Below are 20,679 nucleotides of genomic sequence, written 5' to 3'. Positions count from 1 at the left end.
GAGCTGCTTCGTACGTCACCGCCCGAGGGCAATCACTCGTTCGGATGCCGCTCCGCCGCCGGGAGGCTGGTCACCCGTCGAGGCGTCAACCGCCCGTTCGGGCAGCTCACCGGTGAGGAGTCGTCCCGCGTTCGCGTACTCCCCGGGAGGTATGCGCACTGCCGCTGGCGGTACGACGACCCGGACCCCTTCCACGAGCCAGTCTCGGAACATCACCTGACACACGTGCTTCAGCGGAGGAGATGACCTGTGATGGAGACCCTGGCGGGCTGGGACGGCGGTCCCGGCCCGTGGATCTTGTTCTTCCCCCTGTTCTGGGTGGCCGTCGTGATCGGCGTCGGCACCGTCGTGCGCCGCACGGTCCGGCGCGGGCGCGGCGCGCCCTGGTGGCCGGAGCCGACCGGGCGTCCCGCGGGCGACTCACCGATCGCGATCCTGGGCAGGCGATTCGCCACCGGCGAGATCGACGAGGACGAGTACTGGCGTCGGCTCTCCGTCCTGGACGAGCGGTTCGGCCGCGTGGACAAGAGCGGCGCGGCGTGACCGGCGGGCCCGGCGTACGGACCTCCGCCGTCGGGCCATGGGCACCACACGGGCGTACGTCACGGTCCGGCTGTCGGGAGGACTGCCGACACCCGGACCGTGCGCGTCATCGGCCTGTAGTCGGCAGGACCGCCGACACCTGGATCGGCCCCGCCCTCGGCCCGCCGACGGCAGCCCCCCGACACCCGGACCATGCGCACGTCACCGGACTGTCATCGGGAGGACTGCCACCAACGCCCGGACCGTTGAGGCCAGTCGGACCAGTTCATGGACCGCTGCGCACGGTGGACGGATGGCTCTCCACGGTCGCTCCGACCGCGAGGGCGGCGCCGGCCACACCGATGACGGTCGGTCACACCGGACGGGTCGACGACGAGGCAGTCGTGACGGACGGCCAGGACGCGACGAGCCCCGTTGCGGACGGGTAGAACGTGCCGGCCCCATCACGGACGGCCGGCACGCCCCGAGCTCCGCGACGGAAAAAGAGATCCGGTCCGGACCCCGCGCAGGGCCGCGCCCGGATCGGCGGTGGAATCATCCCCGCGCAGGGCCGCGTCCGGACCGGCGGGCGGTCGGGTGTCAGGATGTTCGGGGGACCACCGCCCACGGGCCACCGGGGAGGGGAGGGTCACCGCCCGGTCAGCCGACAACGGCCGACCGGGCGGGAGCGTGTGCCACGGCGGGCACGCAGGCGACGGGTTCGACCTCCGGGAACCGAGGGGTGGACTGCTCCGCGGCCGTGCGCTGTGGCGCTCGGCCGCGCTGCGGCTTCGCCTCCACCCGCGCGGGCAACGTGAACCACACGACTTTTCCCTCGTCCCCGTCCGGGCGCGCGCCCCAACTCTCGCTCACGGCCGCCACCATGGCGAGCCCGCGTCCGCGGGTGTCCAGGGGGGCGACGTCCTTGATGTCCGACGCCACGGGGAGGCGCGGATCGCGGTCGCGCACCGACACCGTCAGCCGGTCGAGCAGCAGCTCGATCTCCACGGTGCACGACTTGTCGGGCCGGGCATGCTGGTGGACGTTGGTCAACAACTCGGTCACACCGAGCGCGGCCCGGTCTATCAACGGGTCAAGATGCCAGTAACGCAAATGTGCAGATACGATTCTGCGGACCTGACCGATCCGCGACGGCAGGGCTTGGAGCTCCACCGTGCAGTGCCTGCTTGGGTGACTGATCACGGCTGCGACTCCCCGACGTGAGGTCCGGAAGAACACGGAGTACGGATCCAGCAAGGCGCCTGCGTGGGCGGCCGCCTGCTGTCGTGACCGGCGGGCTGGTTCGCAGCGTTATCGCCGGTAAACCCAGAGTGATGTGAGACCAGAGTGACTCAGGACACACGTGTACGCAACTCGCCGTAGCTCAGCCCTCGCGCCCCGCTGCCCGGCGCACCGCCTCGATGAACCGACGCGCCGCAGGCGGACCGGGACGGCCGGGAGCGGGATCGTGATCGCCCAGGGTCAGCAGGTACCGCTGGCCGTTGAGATCCGCCAGGGCCCGGTCGTCCGGGGCGAACCAGGGCTTGGAGGCGCGCACCGCCTGGACCGGCGCGCTGTCTATCTCGCTGCCGTAACTGGTGAGCAACTCGACCCTGCCGTCGCTGATCCGGACCTGCCCGGCCCTGGTCAGCGAACGCAGCCGCTTCTCTATCCGGACACCCTTGGCCGTGAACTCCGGCTCCGCCATCCTGCCCGCCCCCCTCGCGCATCTCGCCCGCCGGACCGGTGCCCGCCGGGGCAGGGCCCGGTACCGTCCGGCTCGTTCCGTGATCCAGTGTGCTCCTTCGTGCGGGACGCCGTCCCGCACCCGGTGCAGTCTGCCCGCCCCTGGCTCTGAACACCAGTACCCATGGTGCCGTACGGGGACGCGTCCGGAGCTTCCACGGAATGCGCCCCCACGCGCCCCGCTTGCCGCGCCCAAGCGCCGTCTTTGGGCCGCTCAAAGGTGTGTTTATGCAGATGGGAGGCGGTGTGGAAACTGCCTATGATCAGAGTGGCGGCCGTTGCGGGCGCCGGCGGCGCGGAGTGTAAGGAGTCACCTCGTGAGCACCACCCCACAGACCCGGACCGGCGCCACCCTGGACGTCGACCGCACCGACCTCACCTACCGTGCCTGGCTGAAGGAAGCCGTCCGCAAGGTCCAGGCCGACGCCAACCGCTCCGCCGACACCCACCTGCTGCGCTTTCCGCTGCCCGAGGACTGGGGCATCGACCTCTACCTCAAGGACGAGTCGACCCATCCGACCGGCAGTCTCAAACACCGGCTCGCGCGCTCGCTCTTCCTCTACGGCCTGTGCAACGGCTGGATCCGGCCGGGGCGGCCGGTGATCGAGGCGTCCAGTGGTTCGACGGCCGTGTCCGAGGCGTACTTCGCCAAACTGATCGGGGTGCCCTTCATCGCGGTCATGCCCCGCACGACCAGCGCCGAGAAGTGCCGCCTCATCGAATTCCACGGTGGGCGGTGCCACTTCGTCGACGAGCCGCGGAAGATGTACGAGGAATCGGCCCGCCTCGCGATGCAGACCGGCGGCCATTACATGGACCAGTTCACCTACGCCGAGCGTGCCACGGACTGGCGCGGCAACAACAACATCGCCGAGTCGATCTTCCGTCAGCTGGAGTTGGAACGGTTCCCGGAGCCCGCGTGGATCGTCGCCACCGCCGGCACCGGCGGCACCTCGGCGACGATCGCGCGCTATGTGCACTACATGCAGTACGACACCCGTATCTGTGTCGCCGACCCCGACAACTCGTGCTTCTTCGAGGGCTGGACCACCGGCGATCCGGACGTCACCTGCGACAGCGGCTCACGCATCGAGGGCATCGGCCGCCCGCGTATGGAGCCGAGCTTCGTACCCGGCGCCATCGACCGGATGATGAAGGTCCCGGACGCGGCCGCCGTCGCCGCCGTACGGGCCCTGGAACGGGTCATCGGCCGCAAGGCGGGCGGTTCCACCGGCACCGGCCTGTGGAGCGCCCTCAAGATCGTCTCAGAACTGGTCGCCGAGGGGCGCTCCGGGAGCGTGGTCACCCTGCTGTGCGATCCGGGCGACCGCTATCTCGACAAGTACTACTCGGACTCCTGGCTTGCGGAGCAGGGCCTGGACATCGAACCGTACTCGGCCGCGATCGACTCGCTGCTGGCGACGGGAGCGTGGCCGGACTGACCCGCACCACGAAGCCCCGCGACGCGAGGCGCGAGAGACGCGAGACCCTCCGCACGGAGACGGCTCGCGGGCGGCCCGCGGCGGCCTGCGGCCGTCCTCGCATGCGAGCGTCCGCCCTCGCTCCGGCCCTCGCCTTCGCCCTCACCCGGACGCGGGGTCTGCCGGGTCCCGGTCGGTGAGGCGTCGGTCCAGCGCGGTCATGGCGTCGTGGAAGGCGCGGCCGACGCCGGGGCGCGCGAGACGGGCGACGGCGCGGAAGAGCCCCGTCCCGTCGAGCGCGAACGTCATCCGCACTCGGGTGCCGGTGCCGGCCGGGGCGAGCCGCCACTCCTCGATCCAGGCGCGGGCGCCCGGCGTGTTCGCCACGTCGACGCGGTAGGCGTACCGCCCGGGGGACTCGGCCTCGATCACCGACTCCTCGAAGCGGGTTCCGCCCCTGAGCCGGATCTGCCGTCCGCCCGCGGTCGGCCGGGCGGACGTCACCGCCGAGAACCACTGGGTCCAGCCGGGTACGTCCTCGGCGAGCGCCCGGAAGACGGTGTCGGGCGCGGCGTTGAGCTCGTGCGTGAACACCAGGCGTACGGGGGCGGTCTCGACGAAGTCGATACCGACCGGACGCAGACCGTGAGCCATGGCTGCCAACCCCCTCGTGAAATCCCCTTGGGAGACGAGGCCCCGCCCCGCCGACCCGATCTGATGGATCGTCAGTCGGCAGTATTCCCGGTCGGTGCTCCCGCCACCACCAGTCGCCGCAGATGCTCGGAGACCTCAGCGCGTGCCGCGCCTGGCAGACCCGCGTCGGTGACCAGGGTGTCGACCTGATCCAGGGTGGCGAAGGAACTCAGGCCCACCGTCCCCCACTTGGTGTGGTCCGCGACCACCACCACGCGCCGTGCCGACTGCACCAGCCGGCGGTTGGTCTCGGCCTCCGCGAGGTTCGGCGTCGACAGGCCGGCCTCGACCGATATCCCGTGCACACCGAGGAAGAGCAGGTCGAAGTGGAGCGTGCCGATCGCCTGGTCGGCCACCGGCCCCACCAGCGAGTCGGACGGGGTGCGCACCCCGCCGGTCAGCACGACCACGGGCGCGCCCTGCCGCTGCCCCGAGGTCCGCTGCGCGGCGTGGAAGACGTCCGCGACCCGCACCGAGTTGGTCACCACCGTCAGATCCGGCACCTCAAGAAGGTGGTGCGCGAGTGCGTAGGTCGTCGTGCCACCGGACAGGGCGATCGCAGTGCCCGGACTGACCAGGTCGGCGGCGGCCCGCGCGATGTCCTCCTTGGCGCTCAGCTCCAGAGCCGACTTGGCCTCGAAGCCCGGCTCGTGCGTGCTCGCCTCGATGACCGGAACCGCCCCGCCGTGCACCTTCTCCAGAACCCCCTGGCGGGCCAGCGCGTCCAGGTCGCGTCGCACGGTCATGTCCGACACACCGAGCTTGCGCGTCAGTTCGTTCACCCGGACACCGCCACGCCGGCGGACCTCGTCCAGGATCAGGGCGCGGCGCTGCTCCGCGAGGAGGTTCTGATTCTCACTCACGTACGCTCCGGTCCTTTCGCCGCTGCCGCCGACTCGCCCGCCACACCCGCTCCGACCAGGCTGTTCCGCCGTGCTTCCGGTGCGCGGACGTCCCATCTTGTCACGGGAAGCTTGCGGTTGCGTCCCCCCGCATCGACGTGCACATGCCCTTCGGGCACGATCGGTGTCGCCGGGTGCCACACGGATCGAGGAGATTCCGTGACGAGAGGTGTACAACACACCTGGAGCGGAGAATCTGAAGGCCGCACGGAGACCATCCGTCGGCCCGTCACGGGGGAAGTGCGAGGACAGTGGAGCGTGCGCAGCAGGAGACCGCGGCCGACGGGGCTCACGGCCCCGCGACGCGGTCCGAAGGGGCCCCGATCGACCTGGAACTCCTGGTCCACGGAGTAGGGGGCGCAACACCTCAGGAGATGCTCGACGATCCGTGCACGGTACGGATCACCGGCGACGACAGGGCCGCGGTCTTCCGGCGCGCCGTCGACGTCGACGCGGAGGCCCGGCCGGAGGAGTACCGGGACAGACCGGTCGCCGAGGCGTACGTCTGGTCCAACCTGACCTCGGGCAACAGCGCCCGCGCCCTGTGGCTCCTGCTGCTTCCGTTCATGGTCGTCAACCTCGCGCACTGGATGCGGCCCGCCACCTCAGGTCACCGGCGGACGGTGCGGCTGTACGGGCTGCTGGTGCGGCTCGTGGGACTCACGCTCACGGTGCTGCTGGTGGCGGCGGCCTGCGAGGTCGCCCTGGACCTGGTGGCCTGGCAGTGCGCCGGCGTCAGCGCCTGTGCCGAGCGCCACTCCTGGCTGGGTTTCCTCTCGCCCGCGGTTTCCGGCGGCGGCTGGTGGAGCTCGCCCGGGCGTCGGCTCGCCCTGGCTGCCGCGGTGCCTGCCGTCCTGACCTGGCTGCTCTGGTACCTGTCGCGGCGCACCTGGAGCGCCTACGAGTCCCAGCCGCCGCTGACCCACCGCCCGGAACAGGACGAACAGACCGGACCCACCGCGCTGGGCCGCCCCGGCTTCTGGTACGGGCGCCGGCTGGTGGCCCGGCTGCGCGCCGCGCACACCACCGCGGGCCTGCTCACGGTCACGGCCGCGGTCGTCTCCCCGGCCGCGCGCTTCGACCGCGGGGCCGGCGGTTCCGGACTCCTCGACACCCTCGGCTGGCTGCTGCTCGCCGCGCTGTGCGCCACCACGGCCACGGTGCTCTGGGTGGTGTGCCGCCGGGGCCGCAGCGAGAGCCGTCTGGACCAGGAACTCGACGAGCACCTGGTACGCCGGCTGCCGCTGGGCTCCCTGGTCCTGCTGCTCCTCGCGCTGCTGTACGCGGGCTGGTCCCGGCCGGGCTGGCAGTCGGCGGGACGGCTGTCGGGGGACACCACCTTCGGTGCTGTCGTCCTGGCCCAGGGACTGCTGGTGATCGTCATCGGCGTGGTCGCCCAGGTGCTGTACCGCTCCGGACCCCGGGATCCCGAGTCGTCACCGGCGACGGACTCCGAGGCCCGACGGCGGGTCGCCATGCGCGGATTCGGCGGACCCGCGGTCGCGCTGCTGGCCTGCGGGCTGGGCGGTGTGCTCTCGGGCGGCGTCGCACAGCGCGTGGCCGACTGGATGGACGGCACCGGCTCCTCCATCGACGGCCCGCCGGTGCTGCTGACCTGGCAGGCGTCCGTCATCCCGCCGCTCCTGGTGGCGCTGCTCGCGCTGGTCGGCTGGCTGGCCTGGCGCACCTTGCGGCTCAGCCGCGCCGAGTGTGCCGCGGTGGACGCCGACTACCCGAAGGAGCCCGCCGATCCGGCACGCACCCGCAGTATCGCGCGCACCCGGGCGATGGCCACGCTCACCGACCGGGCCCCTCTCCTCATCGCCCTCGTCTGCGGAACCACGCTGCTGCTCGGCGCCGGGGCGCTGGTGGGCGCCCTGAACACCGGACAGACCCCGGTACGGGCGGCCCGGCACGCGTTCGCCGTCGTGCAGGGCGGGGCCGAGGTCGCGCAGGCCCTGGGCTCCTGGCTGGTCGGACTCGGCTTCGTCCTGTTCGTCGCCCTCGGACGGCGCGCCTACAAGGACGCGTCCGCGCGGCGCACCGTCGGCATCCTCTGGGACGTCGGCACCTTCTGGCCGCGCGCCGCCCACCCGTTCGCGCCCCCGTGCTACGCCGAGCGCGCGGTGCCCGACCTGACCTGGCGGATGGCGACCTGGACGCGCAGCACCGGCGGACGCCTGGTGATCTCCGGGCACTCCCAGGGCAGCGTCCTCGCGGCCGCCGCGGCTTGGCAGTTGACGCCGTCCGTGCGCGGCCGGGTCGCGCTGCTCACCTACGGTTCGCCGCTGGAGCGCCTGTACGGACGCTGGTTCCCCGCCTACTTCGGTCCCGCCGAACTCGGCTCACTGCACCGTGAGGTGGCCTGCTGGCGCAATCTCTACCGGCTCACCGACCCCATCGGCGGCCCGGTGCGGCTGCCCGGGGACTGCGGCCCGGACGTGGACCGCGAGCCGCTGAAGGACCCGCTCGCCTACGGCCGCACGCCCCAGCATCCGCTCCCCGCGCCCATTTTGGGCCACTCCGACTATCAGGCCGACCCGGCGTTCGCCGAGGAACGGGAGCGGTTGCTGGCCCGGCTGCGACCTGACGTACCGGGTCAGCGCCCCGGACCGGCGGCCTGAGCGGGCCGGTGCGGTCCGCTGCGGCCGACCGGTGCCCGGTCGGCCGGGGCAGCTGAGCGGGAGGGGTAAACGGGCGGGAGGGGTAAACGGGCGGAGGATGGGCCGTGGGGAACCGTGCGACCGGTCACGACGGCCGAGGCGGACGCGCTGCGCCAGTCACGGCCGTTCCGGTGGAGCGCCCGGTCAGGGCAGGTCCGGCAGTTCCGGCAGGTCCTGCGGGTACAGCAGCGTCAGGTCGTCGGTGGTCGGATCCGGGAGCTGGGCGACCCGGCTCGCATGCCGTTCCACCATCGCCTCGAAGGTCTGCCGGGCGGTGCGGCCGTTGCCGAACGCGGCGCCCTTCGGGATGGCCGCGAAGTACTTCAGCAGGGCCTCCGACGCGCCCTGCGCCAGTCGGTACTCGTGGTCTTCGGTCTGCTGCTCCAAGATCCGCAGCAGTTCCTCCGGCCCGTAGTCACCGAAAGTGATGGTCCGTGAGAAACGGGACGCCACACCGGGGTTGACGGCCAGGAACCGCTCCATCTCCGCCGTGTAGCCCGCGACGATCACCACCACCGCGTCCCGGTGGTCCTCCATCAGCTTGACCAGGGTGTCGATGGCCTCCTTGCCGAAGTCCCGGCCCGCGTCCTCCGGCGAGAGCGCGTACGCCTCGTCGATGAACAGCACACCGCCGCGCGCCCGCTCGAACGCCTCCTGGGTACGGATCGCGGTGGACCCGATGTGCTCGCCGACCAGGTCGACCCGGGACACCTCGACTAGATGCCCCTTCTCCAGCACGCCGAGGGAGGCGAGGATCTCGCCGTAGAGCCGGGCCACGGTGGTCTTGCCGGTGCCCGGGGAGCCCGTGAAGACCAGATGGCGCTTGACCGAGGCCGCCTTCAGGCCCGCCTCCCGGCGACGCCGGCCCACCTCGATCATGTCGGTGAGCGCACGGACCTCGCGTTTGACGCTTTCCAGGCCGACCAGGTCGTCCAGTTCACCGAGGACGTCCTCGGAGTTCCGCGGGGGCTGTCCGGGCTCCGCGGCGACGACGATCGGTTCCTGCTCGCCGCTGCGCTGCCCGGGGATGGCGCCCAGCAGCCCGGGGGAGGGGCTGGTCGTCTGTACGGCGGTCTCCTGTGCCGCGGGCGGCCGGAGCCCGCCGCCGCTCTCGTCGCTGGTGCAGTCCTCGACGATCGGTCCCGTGCCGGAGCCCTGGTCGGGGCCGCCGTCCGCGAACTCGTAGCCACCGCGCGCGCAGCGCTCCGTGCGGCACTTCCGCAGCGTTGCACGGCAGCCGTCTATGACATGGAAGCCGTAGCCGCCGCTGCCGGTCACCCGGCAGCCCAGGAAGCTGCCCCGGCCCCCGGCCGACACGTAGAAGCCCGCCTCGGCGGGGGAGTCCACCGTGCAGCGCTCGATGGTGGGGTCCGCGCCCTTGGTGACGATCACACCGGTCTGGGTGCCGTCCAGGGTGCAGTTGTTGAGGGTGCCGCCGCTGCCGTGGTCGCGGAACCAGGCGCCGGTCGCCGCCTCCCGGATGCGGCAGTCGTCGAGCTGTGCGGTCGCCCCGTCGCTGACCGACACGGCGGTGTTGCGCACCTGGGACAGGTCGCTGTCCACCACGTCCGCCCGGGAGCCGCGGTCCAGGACGAACAGGGCGTCCGGCACGTCGTGCACCCGACAGGAGTCGAGCACGGCGGTCGCGCCGTCGCTCACCCACACCGCGGGATAGTCGCCCGTGCTGTCGAAGATCTCGCACTGGTTGGCGTCCACCCGGGTGCCCGGGTCCCACACCGACAGGCCGTTGCGCCCGAACTGCCGCACCGTCGTCCGGGTCAGCGTGAGCACCGAGCGGGAACGCAGGTCGACCGCGTTCTCCGGGATGTCGTGGATACGGCAGTCGGCGAGGGTGAGCACGGCGTCCGTGTCGAGCGTGACGCCGTCCGCGGCCGTGCGGTGCACATCGCAGTCGGTGAGGTGTGCCGTGGCCCGCGCGGTGACCTGGGCACCGGCGCCCCGCACCTCGTAGACCTCGCAGCCCACCGCCTCCAGCGCGGAGTTCTCGCCCGTCACCATCAGGCCCACGCCCGAGGCGTGGTGCACCCGGCAGCGCTCCAGCCGGGGGTGCGCGCCGCCGCGCACCGTGACGCCGGACTGCCCGGCCGCCACCACCTCGCAGTCCTCGAACACCCCGGCCCCGCCGTCGAGTACGGCGATGCCGATGCCCGCCGGATTGTCCACGGTGCAGCGCCGCACGGTCGGGCGGGCGGCGCCGCGCACCTCCACGCCCGCGGCGGACCGGGTGACGACCCGCACGTCCCGCAGTTCGGGTGCGCCCTCCTCGACGAGCAGCGCGGGCGCTGCGGCGTCCTGACCCTCGACGAGCAGGTCGTGCACCACGGCCGAGGCCCGCACGGTCAGCGGCACTCCGTCCACCGGGGCGATCCGCACCGAGCCGGGCGAGCCCTCGGGGCCGCGCAGCGTCACCGCCCGCTGGATCACGAGGTTCTCCCGGTAGGTGCCGGGCGCGACGGTGAGGACGTCACCGTCGGCGGCGGCCTCCAGGGCAGCGGCGAGCGATGTGTACTCACCCGTGCGGCGCCGCCACCGCGATGTACCGGTGTGCGTCACCTGGACCGTGCCCTGTGCCATGGCGTTGCTGTGCCCCCACCTCGTCGTACGTGGCTCGTTCGCCCCGGGGTGCACGGCTGGCGCCGCGCCCCTGCGGCTCGTCGCGCGCGGGTCAAAGCCGAGTGTCTCGGCCGGTCCACCGTAGCGTGCGCGCGGGCGGTGGATTGACCAGAGGCGGCAGGCCGTCAGCTGCCGGTGCCTGCCTTGCCCCAGTCCGGGCCCGCCCGGTCCCATGCCTGGTCCCAACGCGCGTACCGGCGGCGGACCATGCGCCAGACGACCATCCGTCTGCCGGCCTCGACCAGCCCCGCCGTCAGCAGTGCGGCACCTAGCCCGGCCAGCACCGCGTGCGTCGCCGCCGTCGCGGAGTCCAGCGGGCGGGCCACCACGCGGCCGTGGGCGTCCGTCCACAGGCTGAAGTGGTCGCCCCGCCGTGGGGAGATGAGGTCCGCCATGACCGGGCCATGCTGCCGGGCGCCGTCCGGGGCGGTCCACTCGGCCAGGACCCGGCTACGCGGACTGTCGCCCGTGCCGCTCTCCGGGTCGGGCTCGGGCCTGGCGTCGTCCAGCTTGTGCAGCACGGTGGCCGTGACCGCGTGCCGGGACTGCTGCTGGGCCTGTACGGAGCGTTGGAGGGCGTTCTGCGCCCCGGTTCCGACGAGCGAGCCGACGACGGGCGCGGCCACCGCGATCAGCAGCAGCGTCCCCAGGGCCACCCAAGCCTCGGCCAGATCGGTCGCACGGCGCAGTGGATTGCGCCGCCAGCGCCAGAGACCGCTGATTGCCCACACGGTCCCGCACCCCCCTTCCCGCTCCGTGACAACCCATGGTGGAGCCGTGCACCTGAGGTCTCGGCCGACGAGAGAGCCACGTCACCCCCACACCTTCGACCGGGTCCGGTCAACAACTTCTCAAATTTCTCACGACTTCCTAACGACCGGGCCGCGGGGTCTGGTTCCCCGCGGCGCCGGGTTCGAGCCAACCGTGCGGCCCGTCCGCTCGGCGTACCGGTCGCGCGGAGCGGCAACGGCCGACTGGGCCGTGGCGGCCCGCCGGCCGGGGCGCGATCCGCTCGCACTCGGCGGCGCGTGGCGCGCGCTCGCCCGCGGCAGAGGCATCACCGCTCCACGCCGCCCCGCGGGCCGCGCCGGAGCGTCGCCACGCACGGACGGGCCGCACTGTCCTGCGTCCTCGGCCCTGCGCCCCGGACGAGGCCCCCGCGAGGACGGCGCCGTGATCCCAACCGGCCGAGGGGCACGGATCACCCGCGCGCCACGCACAGGCCGAGGCGCACGCACAGGCTGCGCATCACGCACAAGCCGAGGAGTACCGACTGGAGGAGCACGTACCTGAGGAGTACGGGCGGGAGCAGTGTGTACCTGAGGAGTACGGGCGGGAGGAGCGCGAACTAGCCGAGGATCCGCACCGGATCCCCGACGCGGATCGTGCCGGTGGACCGGGGGACCAGGTTCTGTCCGAAGACCAGCGAGCCGCCGATGCGACGGTGACGGGCCAGCGTGCGCAGGGGCTCCGCGCCGCGCGCGGCGGTGCTCTGGTCGGTCGTGGTCACGACGCACCGTCCGCACGGCTTGGCGACGCGGAAGTCCACCTCGCCGATGGCGATGTGCGACCAGCTGTCCTCGGCCCAGGGTGCCGTGCCCGCCACGACCACGTTCGGCCGGAAGCGGTTCATGGGCAGTGGGCCCTCCTGGGCGTGATCGCCTTCGGCCAGCAGGGAGTTGAGGGCGTCGAGGGAGGCGAGCGTGGTCACCAGTAGCGGAAAGCCGTCGGCGAGGCTCACCGTCTCACCGGGCAGGGCGAAGTCCGGATCGACCGGGCGGCGTGTGGCCGGGTCGTCCAGGTGGACCAGACGGACGTCCGCCCCCAGATACGCGGTGCACCAGGCGTGCGCGGCCTCCTCGGCGGGAACGGCCTCCACCTTGGTGCCGAAGACGGAGACCGTCACCGTGCCCGCAGGCTCGGGGACGGGCACGGTCAGCGGCGTCCTCCCGGCCGCGGACAGCCGAAGGCCGCCGCCGGCCATGGGCTCGGCGGCGGCCAGTGCCAGGCGCGGCTGCTCACGCTGTGTGACGACCTTTCCCCCGTCGTCGATCAGTGCCCAGCGCCGGTCCCCAGCCAGCCCCCAGGGCTCCACGGCGGCCTCCCGGAGCGCGATGCTCCGGAACGCCTTGATCGGATGGACGTGGATCGACTGCAGCGTGGCGTTCCCCATGCCGCCATCGTGCCAGGCGTCACCGACAGCCGGGGAGCTCCGTCAGTAGCCGCGGTAGGGCTGCTGGTTGTTGTACGGGTCCTGGTACGGGGCCGGAGCGGGCCGCGGAGCCGCGGGACGCATCGCCTCGTAGCCGTTGCCGTACGTCATCGGCCGCGGCGGCTGTGGCGCCTGCGGACCGGGGTAGCCGCGCGGCGCGGTGGCCTGCTGCGGGATGTAGGCCGTGGGAGCCTGCTGCAGCGGAGCGGGCTGCTGCGCCTGCGGGTACCCGTAGAGAGGAGCACTCTGAGAGGGGCCCGCAGGGAGCGCGGGCAGTGCCGACGGCAGCGCGGGCAGGTTGCTGACCGGCGTGTCGTAGGCCGCGGGGACCCGGATCGGGGCGATCTGCGGGGTGCCCCGCTCGGCCACGAGCGAGTCGTAGATCGGAGTGTCCGGGAAGGAGGCGGAGTAGTAGCCGCCGCCATAAGTGGAGCGGGGGGAGGTCATGGCACATAAGTTAAGCCCACGATGTGCTGGTTGGGGAGACCGATAAGAGGGTTGTTTTCCGTGTCGGCGGTGACGTGGGATCGCTAATCCGAGCGAACTTGGCAAAATGGGGCGGAGTTCGACGTTTGGATCCTGTAAAGGCCGAGTTCCTGGCAGGTTACCGGGTGTTGGACGGCGATCTTTCTGTGCGGCCGGTGGGAGTTCCCCGCCCTCGGGAATAGGTTGGCCGGGTAGGGATGCAATGGACGGCCGGGACGCGGACCGGTGAGACGTGAGGGGGCGGACATGTCAATGCCGAAAGGATCGAATGCGCCGGTGCCCACGACGGCACTGCGGGTCGAATTGGGGTGGCGTTCGGAGCCCGGGGTTCCGGACGTGGACGCCTCAGCGCTCCTCCTCGTGGCCGGAAAGGTGCGCTCCGACGGTGACTTCGTCTTCTACAACCAGCCGGGGCACTCCTCCGGTGCGGTGCGCCACGAGGGGAAACACACCACCGCGGGGAAGGTGACCGACACGCTTTTCGTGGACCTCGCGCGCGTGGAGGGCACCGTCGAGCGGGTGGTCCTCGCCGCCTCGGCGGACGGCGGGACGTTCGGCCGGGTCCCGGACCTCTACATCGCGGTGAGCGACGCCGCCCGGGGCGACGTCGTCGCCCGCTTCGACAGCGCGGGTGCCACGGTCGAGACGGCCTTCGTGCTCGGCGAGTTCTACCGCCGTCAGGGCGGCTGGAAGTTCCGCGCCGTCGGGCAGGGCTACAGCAGCGGGCTGGAGGGCCTGGCCACCGACTTCGGGATCACCGTGGACGAGCCGCAACGCGCGGCACCGCAGCCCGCCCCCGCCCCGCCGGCCGCACCTCCGGTGCCGTCGCGGGCACCCGTCACCCCACCGCCGTACCTGACCGCGAAGCCTCCGGCGCCCGCACCGCCGCCGGTCGCCCCGCCGGTCCCGCCGCCGTCCGCCGCGCCGGTACGGCTCGGCAAAGTCACGCTCACCAAGGCGGCCCCCTCGGTCTCGCTGGCCAAGCAGGGCGGCACCTCCGGCGCGCTGCGGGTCAACCTCAACTGGCAGACGCGCCGGCAGACGCGCGGATGGGGCGGCCGGTGGAGCACCGCGCACACCGACCTCGACCTCGACCTGTGCGCCCTGTACGAACTCACCGACGGCCGCAAAGGAGTCGTCCAGGCGCTCGGCAACGCCTTTGGATTGCTCGACCGGCCCCCGTACATCCATCTCGACGGCGACGACCGCACCGGTGGCACGACGAGCGGCGAGAACCTCACCGTCAACCTCGACCACACCCGGGACTTCCGGCGCATCCTCGTCTTCGTGACCATCTACGAAGGCGCCAATTCCTTCGCCGACCTGCACGCCACGGTCACCCTGCGCCCCCAGCACGGCGCACCCGTCGAGTTCTCGCTCGACGAGTGCACCGTGCCGTCGCCGGTGTGCGCGCTCGCCCTGATCACCAACACGGGCGGCGACCTCGTCGTGCGGCGCGAGGCGCAGTATCTGGTACCGCCGCGCGGAGTGAGCCCGCAGCGGACGGTCGACCGCGCCTACGGGTGGGGCATGAACTGGACACCCGGCCGGAAGTGACGGCCCCTCAGCCTTCGTCGGGGACGGCGTCCGGACGGGCGTACGTACGGCCCTTCCAGGCAGCGCCACGCCCCCGGTAGTGCTGAACCGCCGAATCGACCGTCATGAGCAGGTACAGGAAGGCGGTGAACGGCAGCAACGGGGCGAGCCACGGCGGCTGGCGGTAGTGGCGGAGCATCGGGAGGTACGTTCCCGTCATCACGAGCCACGCCGCCCCGCCGGCCGCCGTGGCCGCCGCGCTCCCGGCCGTCGCGCCCACCACGAGCGCCACCGGCGGTACGAGGTACACCAGCGCCAGCCCGGCGACCGTGCCGACGAGCAGCAGCGGGTTGTGCCGCAGCTGCGCGTACGCGCTGCGCGAGACCATCCGCCACAGGTCGTGCAGCCGCGGATACGGGCGCACGCTGTCCACCCGCTCGGCCAGTCCCAGCCAGATGTGCCCACCGCCGCCCTTCACGGCCCGCGCGAGCGCCACGTCGTCGATGACGGCGTGCCGGATGACGTCGGGGATCCGCGCCCGCTCCGCCGTCTCCGTGCGCAGCAGCACGCAGCCGCCCGCGGCCGCCGCGGTCCGCGCGCCCCGCTTCCCGATCCGGCGGAAGGGGTACAGCTGGGCGAAGAAGTACACGAAGGCGGGCACCACCAGCCGTTCCCACAGGCTCTCCACCCGCAGCCGGGCCATCTGCGACACGACGTCGAAGCCCCCGGTGCGCGCGGCCGCCACCAGGTGCCGCAGGCTGTCCGGTTCGTGTGCGATGTCCGCGTCCGTCAGGAGCAGGTACTCGGGGTCACGCGTGCGTGCCAGGCCGATGCCGTGGCGCACCGCCCACAGTTTGCCCGTCCAGCCCGCGGGCGGCTCGCCGGGCGAGGCCACGGTCAGTGGCAGCCCGCCGTGGCGGCCGGCCAGTTGGCGGGCCAGTTCCCCGGTGCCGTCCGAGCTGCCGTCGTCGACCAGGAAGACCTCCGCCCGCCCCGGGTACTCCTGCGCCAGCAGTGAGGGCAGGCTCGACGGCAGCACGGCGGCCTCGTCGCGGGCGGGTACGACCACGCACACCGACGGCCACACCTCCGGGTCCCGGCGCGGCGGCAGGCGGATGTCCGTCCGCCAGAAGAAGCCCTGGCACAGCAGCAGCCACAGCCAGGCGACGAACGACAGGACGGCGATCCACACGAGGGCACTCACCCGCGCAGTCTGCACCACCCGGCCGGAGCGCTGGGAGCCATCCTCTATGGTGGCCGCGTGAAGATCGCGCTCATGGACTCCGGAATCGGCCTCCTGGCGGCCACCGCCGCGGTGCGGCGGCTGCGGCCCGACGCGGATCTCGTCCTCTCCCTCGACCCCGACGGCATGCCCTGGGGGCCGCGTACCCCCGAGGACCTCACCGAGCGCGCCCTGGCCGTGGCCGAGGCCGCCGCCGCGTACCGGCCCGACGCCCTCGTCGTCGGCTGCAACACGGCGACCGTGCACGCCCTGCCCGCCCTGCGCGCCCGCCTGGAACCCGGCATCCCGGTGATCGGCACCGTCCCGGCGATCAAGCCGGCCGCGGCCGGCGGCGGTCCCGTGGCGATCTGGGCCACACCCGCCACCACCGGCAGCCCCTACCAGCGCGGACTCATCGAGGATTTCGCCGACGGCGTACCGGTCGCCGAGGTGCCGTGCTGGGGACTCGCCGAGGCCGTCGAGCACGCGGACGAGTCGGCCATCGACGCCGCCGTCGCCGCCGCCGCCGAACTGACCCCGCAGGACGTGACGACCGTCGTCCTGGGCTGTACCCACTACGAACTGGTCGCGGAGCGCATCCGCACCGCCCTGCGGCGCTCCGCCGCCGCGCCACTGGTCCTGCACGGCAGCGCCGGTGCGGTGGCCGCCCAGACGCTGCGCCGGATCGCCGAACCGCCCGCGCCCGAGGCCCCGGCCGCGGGCACCGTGACGGTCCTGCTGAGCGGCCGGGCGGGCGGACTGCCCGCAGCCGCGTTGCACTACGCCGAGGGCCGTCTCCTGGTGGCCGCGAGCGCCGCCCGCTGACCGACACGACCTGCGCACGGCACGGGCCCGATCCGGGCTGGGTCTCCCGCCACCCGGCGCAGTCACGCTGCGCAACACGTTACCCGCGCAGCGAAACCTTAGTAACCTCGTAGTCATGCAGGACCACTCGCACGACGAGGTCACCGCCGACTCCTTCCACACCGAGGTATGGACCGGCCGCGCAACCAACCGGGTCCAGTGGCTGCTCGCGCTCGTCGGCGCGGCCTGCATGGCCCTCGGTATCGAACTCGCCCTGGAATCCGCCTGGACCTCCGGCATCGTTCCGCTTGTCATGTCCGTAGTCGGCTGTATCGCGGCCGGGCTGCTGGTCCTCTTCGGCACCCTCGCGTTCGTGCACGTCGATCTGCGGCTGGACGGGAACTCCCTTGAGGTGCGCTGCGGCCACATCGGGCTGCCGCGCCGCCGCATCCCGCTCAGCCATGTCGCCGGCGCCGAGTTCGCGCCGCACGTCACACCGCGTCACTGGGGCGGCTGGGGTTATCGCTGGCGGCCCGAGAAGGGCACCGCGGTCGTGGTGCGCCGTGGCGAGGGCGTGGTGCTCCGGCTGTGGGACGGCCACACGTTCACGATCACCGTGGACAACGCGGAGTCCGCGGTCCGGGTGATCAAGGCCCGGCTGCGGACGATCACACCGGGCACCGCTCACTGAGACCGTCTCCGCCCGGCGAACCCGCGGGTCCGCCGACGTCTCCGCCTCCGGGTTCCGGGGCGTCCCCGGTCAGCGGATGGGCGGTGGCCAGCCCCGCCAGCAGCCCCGCGCCCGCCGGCACCGTGGTGAAGCTCAGCGCGTTGCCGACCGCCGCGACCACCGCCAGCGCGGTCAGGGCCGCACCCGCGGTCAGCGCGACCGGCGTGGTCCGGGACGTGCGCCACAACGCGTACAACACCCAGCAGAACACCGCCACCAGCAGGGCCGCGCCGACGAGTCCCTGCTCGGCCGCCTGCTGGAGCGGCGCCGAATGCGGCCTGGCGTCGGGCGGTGCCGTCGGCGACAGGACGGCACCGTGTTCGCCGAAGCGGCCCGGTCCGGTGCCGAGCACCGGGTTCCGGCGGGCGAGGCACAGGGCGTCCCGCCACAGCCGTACGCGGTCCGGGGTCAGCAGGGACTCCAACGGAGCGGCAGGACCGGTCGGCAGGACGTTGCCCGCGACGGCCCAGGTCACCCCGGTGACCAGCGCCGCCAGCAGACCCAGGCCCAGGACGCCCCGGCCGCGGTGCCGAGTCCGGCCGGCCGCGAGCGACCACAGCAGGACACCCGCGCTCAGCGCGCACCCGGCGGCCGACCCCACGGCGGCACCGGTCAGCACGATCACCGCGGCCGACAGCCGCAGGGCGATCCGCAGCCCCGGGACGGCCGTGGCCCAGGCGGCGCAGCACACGGCTCCGGTGGCCAGGGCCAGCAGCGCGGCCGTGGCCCCGGCATGACCGGGCGGGGCGTCGAACCGTAGACCCGAGGGCGGAGCCGGCACGGCCACCGCGAGACCCAGCCCGGCCAGCGCCGCGGCGCAGGGCGCGGCGACCGGCAGCAGCGCCCCCGCGATCCGGCCCGAGGCGTATCCGGCGGTCACGGCGAGCACCGCGAGCAGGACACCCTCGGGGCGGCCGTCGTGTGCCGCGGCGGCGATCAGGGACCACGCCGCGCAGGCCCCCAGCACCGTGATGCCCAGGACATCAGAAACGTTTCGTCTGTCGCTGTCCGCATCCGCATCGGATCCGGACGCGGATGTCAGCCCTGTCGTCCCCACCCGTAGCCCCCCGTACCCGGTCCCCCGACCAGTGGCCGACCCCGGGCGGCGGACCGGGACCGGCCGTGCCGCACGGGCTCCGGCACACCGTAACGGCTGCCGGCCGCCGTACGCACCGGGCGTGCGACAACAGGGCCGTGCGTAGGCACGGGGCGGTGTGGTGGCGGCGAGGCCCCGGGCCGCCGCACGAACGGGGCGGTGTGGTGGCGGCAAAGCCCCGGGCCGCCGCACGAACGGTGTGACGGCAAGGCGCCGCGGTCGCCCGGGGCGGTGCGGAGCAGGGCCGCGCGTACCCCTCTGCGTGCGTACCCCTCTGGACGGTGTGACGGACATGGTCGTGCGTACGCAGGGGGCGCCCGGCAAGGAAGACGGGCGCGGCGGTCCCACGGGCCGCGCTGTCGGCTTCAAAGTCACCCGCCGTACACTCCCCGGGTGACCGTCACCACAACTTCCGTGGACCGGCCGGACCGGCTCCGACCAGGGCAGGCGCGTACGCGCGGCGCCAGGTTGCTGCGTCTGGTCCCGGCCGCCGTCTCGGCGCTCTGCGGAGTGCTGCTCTACGTCAGCTTCCCTCCGCGCACGCTGTGGTGGTGGCTCGCCCTGCCCGCCTTCGCGGGCTTCGCGTGGGTGCTGCGCGGGCGCGGCTGGAAGGCGGCCCTCGGGCTCGGCTACCTCTTCGGCCTCGGTTTCCTGCTGCCACTGCTCGTGTGGACCGGCGTGGAGGTCGGCCCCGGGCCCTGGCTCGCCCTGGTCGTCGTCGAGGCGGTCTTCATCGCGCTGGTCGGGGTCGGGATCGCCGCGGTCTCGAAACTGCCCGGCGGGCCGGTGTGGGCGGCAGCCGTGTGGGTGGCGGGCGAGGCGGTACGCGCGCGCGTACCCTTCCACGGCTTCCCCTGGGGCAAGATCGCGTTCGGCCAGGCGGACGGTGTCTTCCTGCCGCTCGCCGCGGTCGGCGGCACGCCCGTGCTCGGCTTCGCCGTGGTCCTGTGCGGATTCGGCCTGTACGAGGCCGCACACCTCGTCGCCGAGGGACGGCGCACCCGCGCGGTCCGCAGGGCCGCGGCCGCGGCGGCCCTGCTGAGCGTGGCGGTCCCGGTGGTGGGAGCGCTGGCCGCCCGGTCGCTGGTGAGCGACAAGGCCGAGGACGGCACGGTGACCGTCGCCGTCATCCAGGGCAACGTGCCGCGCTCCGGACTGGAGTTCAACGCGCAGCGGCGGGCCGTGCTCGACTACCACGCGCGGGAGACCGAGAAACTGGCCGCCGACGTCAAGGCGGGCAAGGCCGCACGGCCCGACTTCGTGCTGTGGCCGGAGAACTCCTCCGACGTCGACCCCTTCGCCTACCCCGACGCGGCCGCCGTCATCGACAAGGCCGTCAAGGCGATCGGTGTGCCCATCTCCGTCGGCGCGGTCATCGAAAGGGACGGCAAGCTGCTCAACGAGCAGATCCTGTGGGACCCGGTCAAGGGCCCCACACAGACGTACGACAAGCGGCAGATCCAGCCGTTCGGCGAGTACCTCCCGCTGCGCTCGCTCCTCGGCGCGATCAACGACAACTGGACCTCGATGGTCCGCCAGGACTTCAGCCGGGGCAGCGAACCGGGTGTCTTCGACATCGACGGCACCAAGGTCGGCCTCGCGACCTGCTACGAGGCCGCCTTCGACTGGGCCGTGCGGGACACCGTGACCCACGGCGCGCAGATGATCTCCGTACCGAGCAACAACGCGACCTTCGACCGCAGCGAGATGACCTACCAGCAACTCGCCATGTCCCGGATCCGCGCCGTCGAGCACAGCCGGACCGTGACCGTGCCGGTGACCAGCGGCGTCAGCGCGATCATCATGCCGGACGGCAGGATCACCCAGAAGACCGGCATGTTCGTCCCCGGCTACCTGGTGCAGAAGATCCCGCTGCGCTCCTCCGAGACACCCGCCACCCGGCTGGGCATCCTGCCCGAGATGGCCCTCGTGCTGGTCGCCGCCGGCGGCCTCGGCTGGGCGATCGCGGCAGGTGTGCGGGCCCGGCGCACCCGAACGGCGTAGCGCCCCGC

The 20,679-nt window shown here is 72.9% G+C and carries 17 protein-coding genes; 7 read left to right on the top strand and 10 right to left on the bottom strand.

The features are described from left to right. Positions 1–252: 252 nt before the first annotated feature. Positions 253–543, top strand: coding sequence for an SHOCT domain-containing protein (locus ACFC09_RS23190; protein ID WP_376531414.1), 291 nt, complete (start codon positions 253–255; stop codon positions 541–543). A 639-nt stretch (positions 544–1,182) separates the two neighbouring features. Here the strand turns inward: ACFC09_RS23190 and ACFC09_RS23185 are convergent. Together ACFC09_RS23185 and ACFC09_RS23180 are read right to left on the bottom strand one after the other, a co-directional pair. Continuing rightward, positions 1,183–1,725, bottom strand: coding sequence for an ATP-binding protein (locus tag ACFC09_RS23185; protein ID WP_376531412.1), 543 nt, complete (start codon positions 1,723–1,725; stop codon positions 1,183–1,185). Between the two features lie 181 nt (positions 1,726–1,906). Beyond that, entirely contained in the window at positions 1,907–2,230 is a 324-nt protein-coding gene (locus tag ACFC09_RS23180; protein WP_376531410.1) for a hypothetical protein, read from the bottom strand. 355 nt (positions 2,231–2,585) lie between these two features. On the opposite strand from ACFC09_RS23180, the gene ACFC09_RS23175 reads away from it, so the two are divergent. Next, positions 2,586–3,710: a PLP-dependent cysteine synthase family protein gene (locus ACFC09_RS23175; RefSeq protein ID WP_376531407.1), complete on the top strand. Its 1,125-nt coding sequence runs from the start codon at positions 2,586–2,588 to the stop codon at positions 3,708–3,710. Between the two features lie 141 nt (positions 3,711–3,851). Here ACFC09_RS23175 and ACFC09_RS23170 read toward each other — a convergent pair whose 3' ends face one another. Then, a complete protein-coding gene (locus ACFC09_RS23170) occupies positions 3,852–4,343 on the bottom strand; it encodes an SRPBCC family protein (protein WP_376531405.1) in 492 nt (163 codons plus the stop codon). A gap of 71 nt (positions 4,344–4,414) precedes the next feature. Beyond that, positions 4,415–5,245 carry a DeoR/GlpR family DNA-binding transcription regulator gene (locus ACFC09_RS23165; protein WP_376531402.1) on the bottom strand — a complete coding sequence of 277 codons (831 nt, stop codon included), beginning with the start codon at positions 5,243–5,245 and terminating at the stop codon, positions 4,415–4,417. Positions 5,246–5,535: 290 nt separating this feature from the next. Between ACFC09_RS23165 and ACFC09_RS23160 the strand changes: the two genes are divergently transcribed. Next, positions 5,536–7,908, top strand: coding sequence for a hypothetical protein (locus ACFC09_RS23160; protein WP_376531400.1), 2,373 nt, complete (start codon positions 5,536–5,538; stop codon positions 7,906–7,908). A 183-nt stretch (positions 7,909–8,091) separates the two neighbouring features. Here the strand turns inward: ACFC09_RS23160 and ACFC09_RS23155 are convergent, their stop codons facing one another. The 4 genes from ACFC09_RS23155 to ACFC09_RS23140 all read right to left on the bottom strand — a co-directional run bounded on the left by ACFC09_RS23155 (position 8,092) and on the right by ACFC09_RS23140 (position 13,240). Then, positions 8,092–10,542: a right-handed parallel beta-helix repeat-containing protein gene (locus ACFC09_RS23155; protein WP_376531397.1), complete on the bottom strand. Its 2,451-nt coding sequence runs from the start codon at positions 10,540–10,542 to the stop codon at positions 8,092–8,094. A gap of 164 nt (positions 10,543–10,706) precedes the next feature. Next, a complete protein-coding gene (locus tag ACFC09_RS23150) occupies positions 10,707–11,312 on the bottom strand; it encodes a hypothetical protein (RefSeq protein ID WP_376531394.1) in 606 nt (201 codons plus the stop codon). Positions 11,313–11,929: 617 nt separating this feature from the next. Beyond that, positions 11,930–12,754, bottom strand: coding sequence for an MOSC domain-containing protein (locus ACFC09_RS23145; protein ID WP_376531391.1), 825 nt, complete (start codon positions 12,752–12,754; stop codon positions 11,930–11,932). Between the two features lie 42 nt (positions 12,755–12,796). Further along, positions 12,797–13,240 (bottom strand): DUF6643 family protein, encoded by a 444-nt coding sequence (locus ACFC09_RS23140; protein ID WP_376531388.1) that lies wholly within the window; start codon positions 13,238–13,240, stop codon positions 12,797–12,799. Positions 13,241–13,531: 291 nt separating this feature from the next. Here ACFC09_RS23140 and ACFC09_RS23135 point away from each other — a divergent pair, with 291 nt between their 5' ends. Further along, a complete protein-coding gene (locus ACFC09_RS23135; RefSeq protein WP_376531465.1) occupies positions 13,532–14,836 on the top strand; it encodes a TerD family protein in 1,305 nt (434 codons plus the stop codon). 7 nt (positions 14,837–14,843) lie between these two features. Here ACFC09_RS23135 and ACFC09_RS23130 read toward each other — a convergent pair whose 3' ends face one another. Beyond that, on the bottom strand, positions 14,844–16,037 hold the full coding sequence (locus ACFC09_RS23130; RefSeq protein WP_376531385.1) for a glycosyltransferase: 1,194 nt from the start codon (positions 16,035–16,037) through the stop codon (positions 14,844–14,846). 39 nt (positions 16,038–16,076) lie between these two features. Here ACFC09_RS23130 and ACFC09_RS23125 point away from each other — a divergent pair, with 39 nt between their 5' ends. Together ACFC09_RS23125 and ACFC09_RS23120 are read left to right on the top strand one after the other, a co-directional pair. Further along, positions 16,077–16,862 (top strand): glutamate racemase, encoded by a 786-nt coding sequence (locus tag ACFC09_RS23125; RefSeq protein WP_376531383.1) that lies wholly within the window; start codon positions 16,077–16,079, stop codon positions 16,860–16,862. 115 nt (positions 16,863–16,977) lie between these two features. After that, the gene (locus ACFC09_RS23120; RefSeq protein WP_376531381.1) at positions 16,978–17,532 is read left to right on the top strand and encodes a hypothetical protein; all 555 of its coding nucleotides are present in this window, start codon (positions 16,978–16,980) and stop codon (positions 17,530–17,532) included. Here the strand turns inward: ACFC09_RS23120 and ACFC09_RS23115 are convergent. Then, positions 17,510–18,544 (bottom strand): O-antigen ligase family protein, encoded by a 1,035-nt coding sequence (locus ACFC09_RS23115; RefSeq protein WP_376531463.1) that lies wholly within the window; start codon positions 18,542–18,544, stop codon positions 17,510–17,512. The genes ACFC09_RS23120 and ACFC09_RS23115 overlap by 23 nt on opposite strands. A 516-nt stretch (positions 18,545–19,060) precedes the next feature. On the opposite strand from ACFC09_RS23115, the gene lnt reads away from it, so the two are divergent. Then, positions 19,061–20,671: an apolipoprotein N-acyltransferase gene (gene lnt / locus ACFC09_RS23110; RefSeq protein ID WP_376531378.1), complete on the top strand. Its 1,611-nt coding sequence runs from the start codon at positions 19,061–19,063 to the stop codon at positions 20,669–20,671. Positions 20,672–20,679: the final 8 nt, after the last annotated feature.

Origin of the sequence: Streptomyces sp. NPDC056161 (genome assembly GCF_042268025.1) — a bacterium.
Classification (GTDB): Bacteria; Actinomycetota; Actinomycetes; order Streptomycetales; family Streptomycetaceae; genus Streptomyces.
Note: the sequence above shows the minus strand (reverse complement) of the source record. Positions and strands in the feature narration are given on the sequence as shown.

Coding starts and splice junctions, on each gene's coding strand:
- ACFC09_RS23190 (WP_376531414.1), top strand. CDS start 253: ATGGAGACCCTGGCGGGCTGGGACGGCGGTCCCGGCCCGTGGATCTTG.
- ACFC09_RS23180 (WP_376531410.1), bottom strand. CDS start 2,230: ATGGCGGAGCCGGAGTTCACGGCCAAGGGTGTCCGGATAGAGAAGCGG.
- ACFC09_RS23170 (WP_376531405.1), bottom strand. CDS start 4,343: ATGGCTCACGGTCTGCGTCCGGTCGGTATCGACTTCGTCGAGACCGCC.
- ACFC09_RS23155 (WP_376531397.1), bottom strand. CDS start 10,542: ATGGCACAGGGCACGGTCCAGGTGACGCACACCGGTACATCGCGGTGG.
- ACFC09_RS23145 (WP_376531391.1), bottom strand. CDS start 12,754: ATGGGGAACGCCACGCTGCAGTCGATCCACGTCCATCCGATCAAGGCG.
- ACFC09_RS23140 (WP_376531388.1), bottom strand. CDS start 13,240: ATGACCTCCCCCCGCTCCACTTATGGCGGCGGCTACTACTCCGCCTCC.
- ACFC09_RS23135 (WP_376531465.1), top strand. CDS start 13,532: ATGCCGAAAGGATCGAATGCGCCGGTGCCCACGACGGCACTGCGGGTC.
- ACFC09_RS23120 (WP_376531381.1), top strand. CDS start 16,978: ATGCAGGACCACTCGCACGACGAGGTCACCGCCGACTCCTTCCACACC.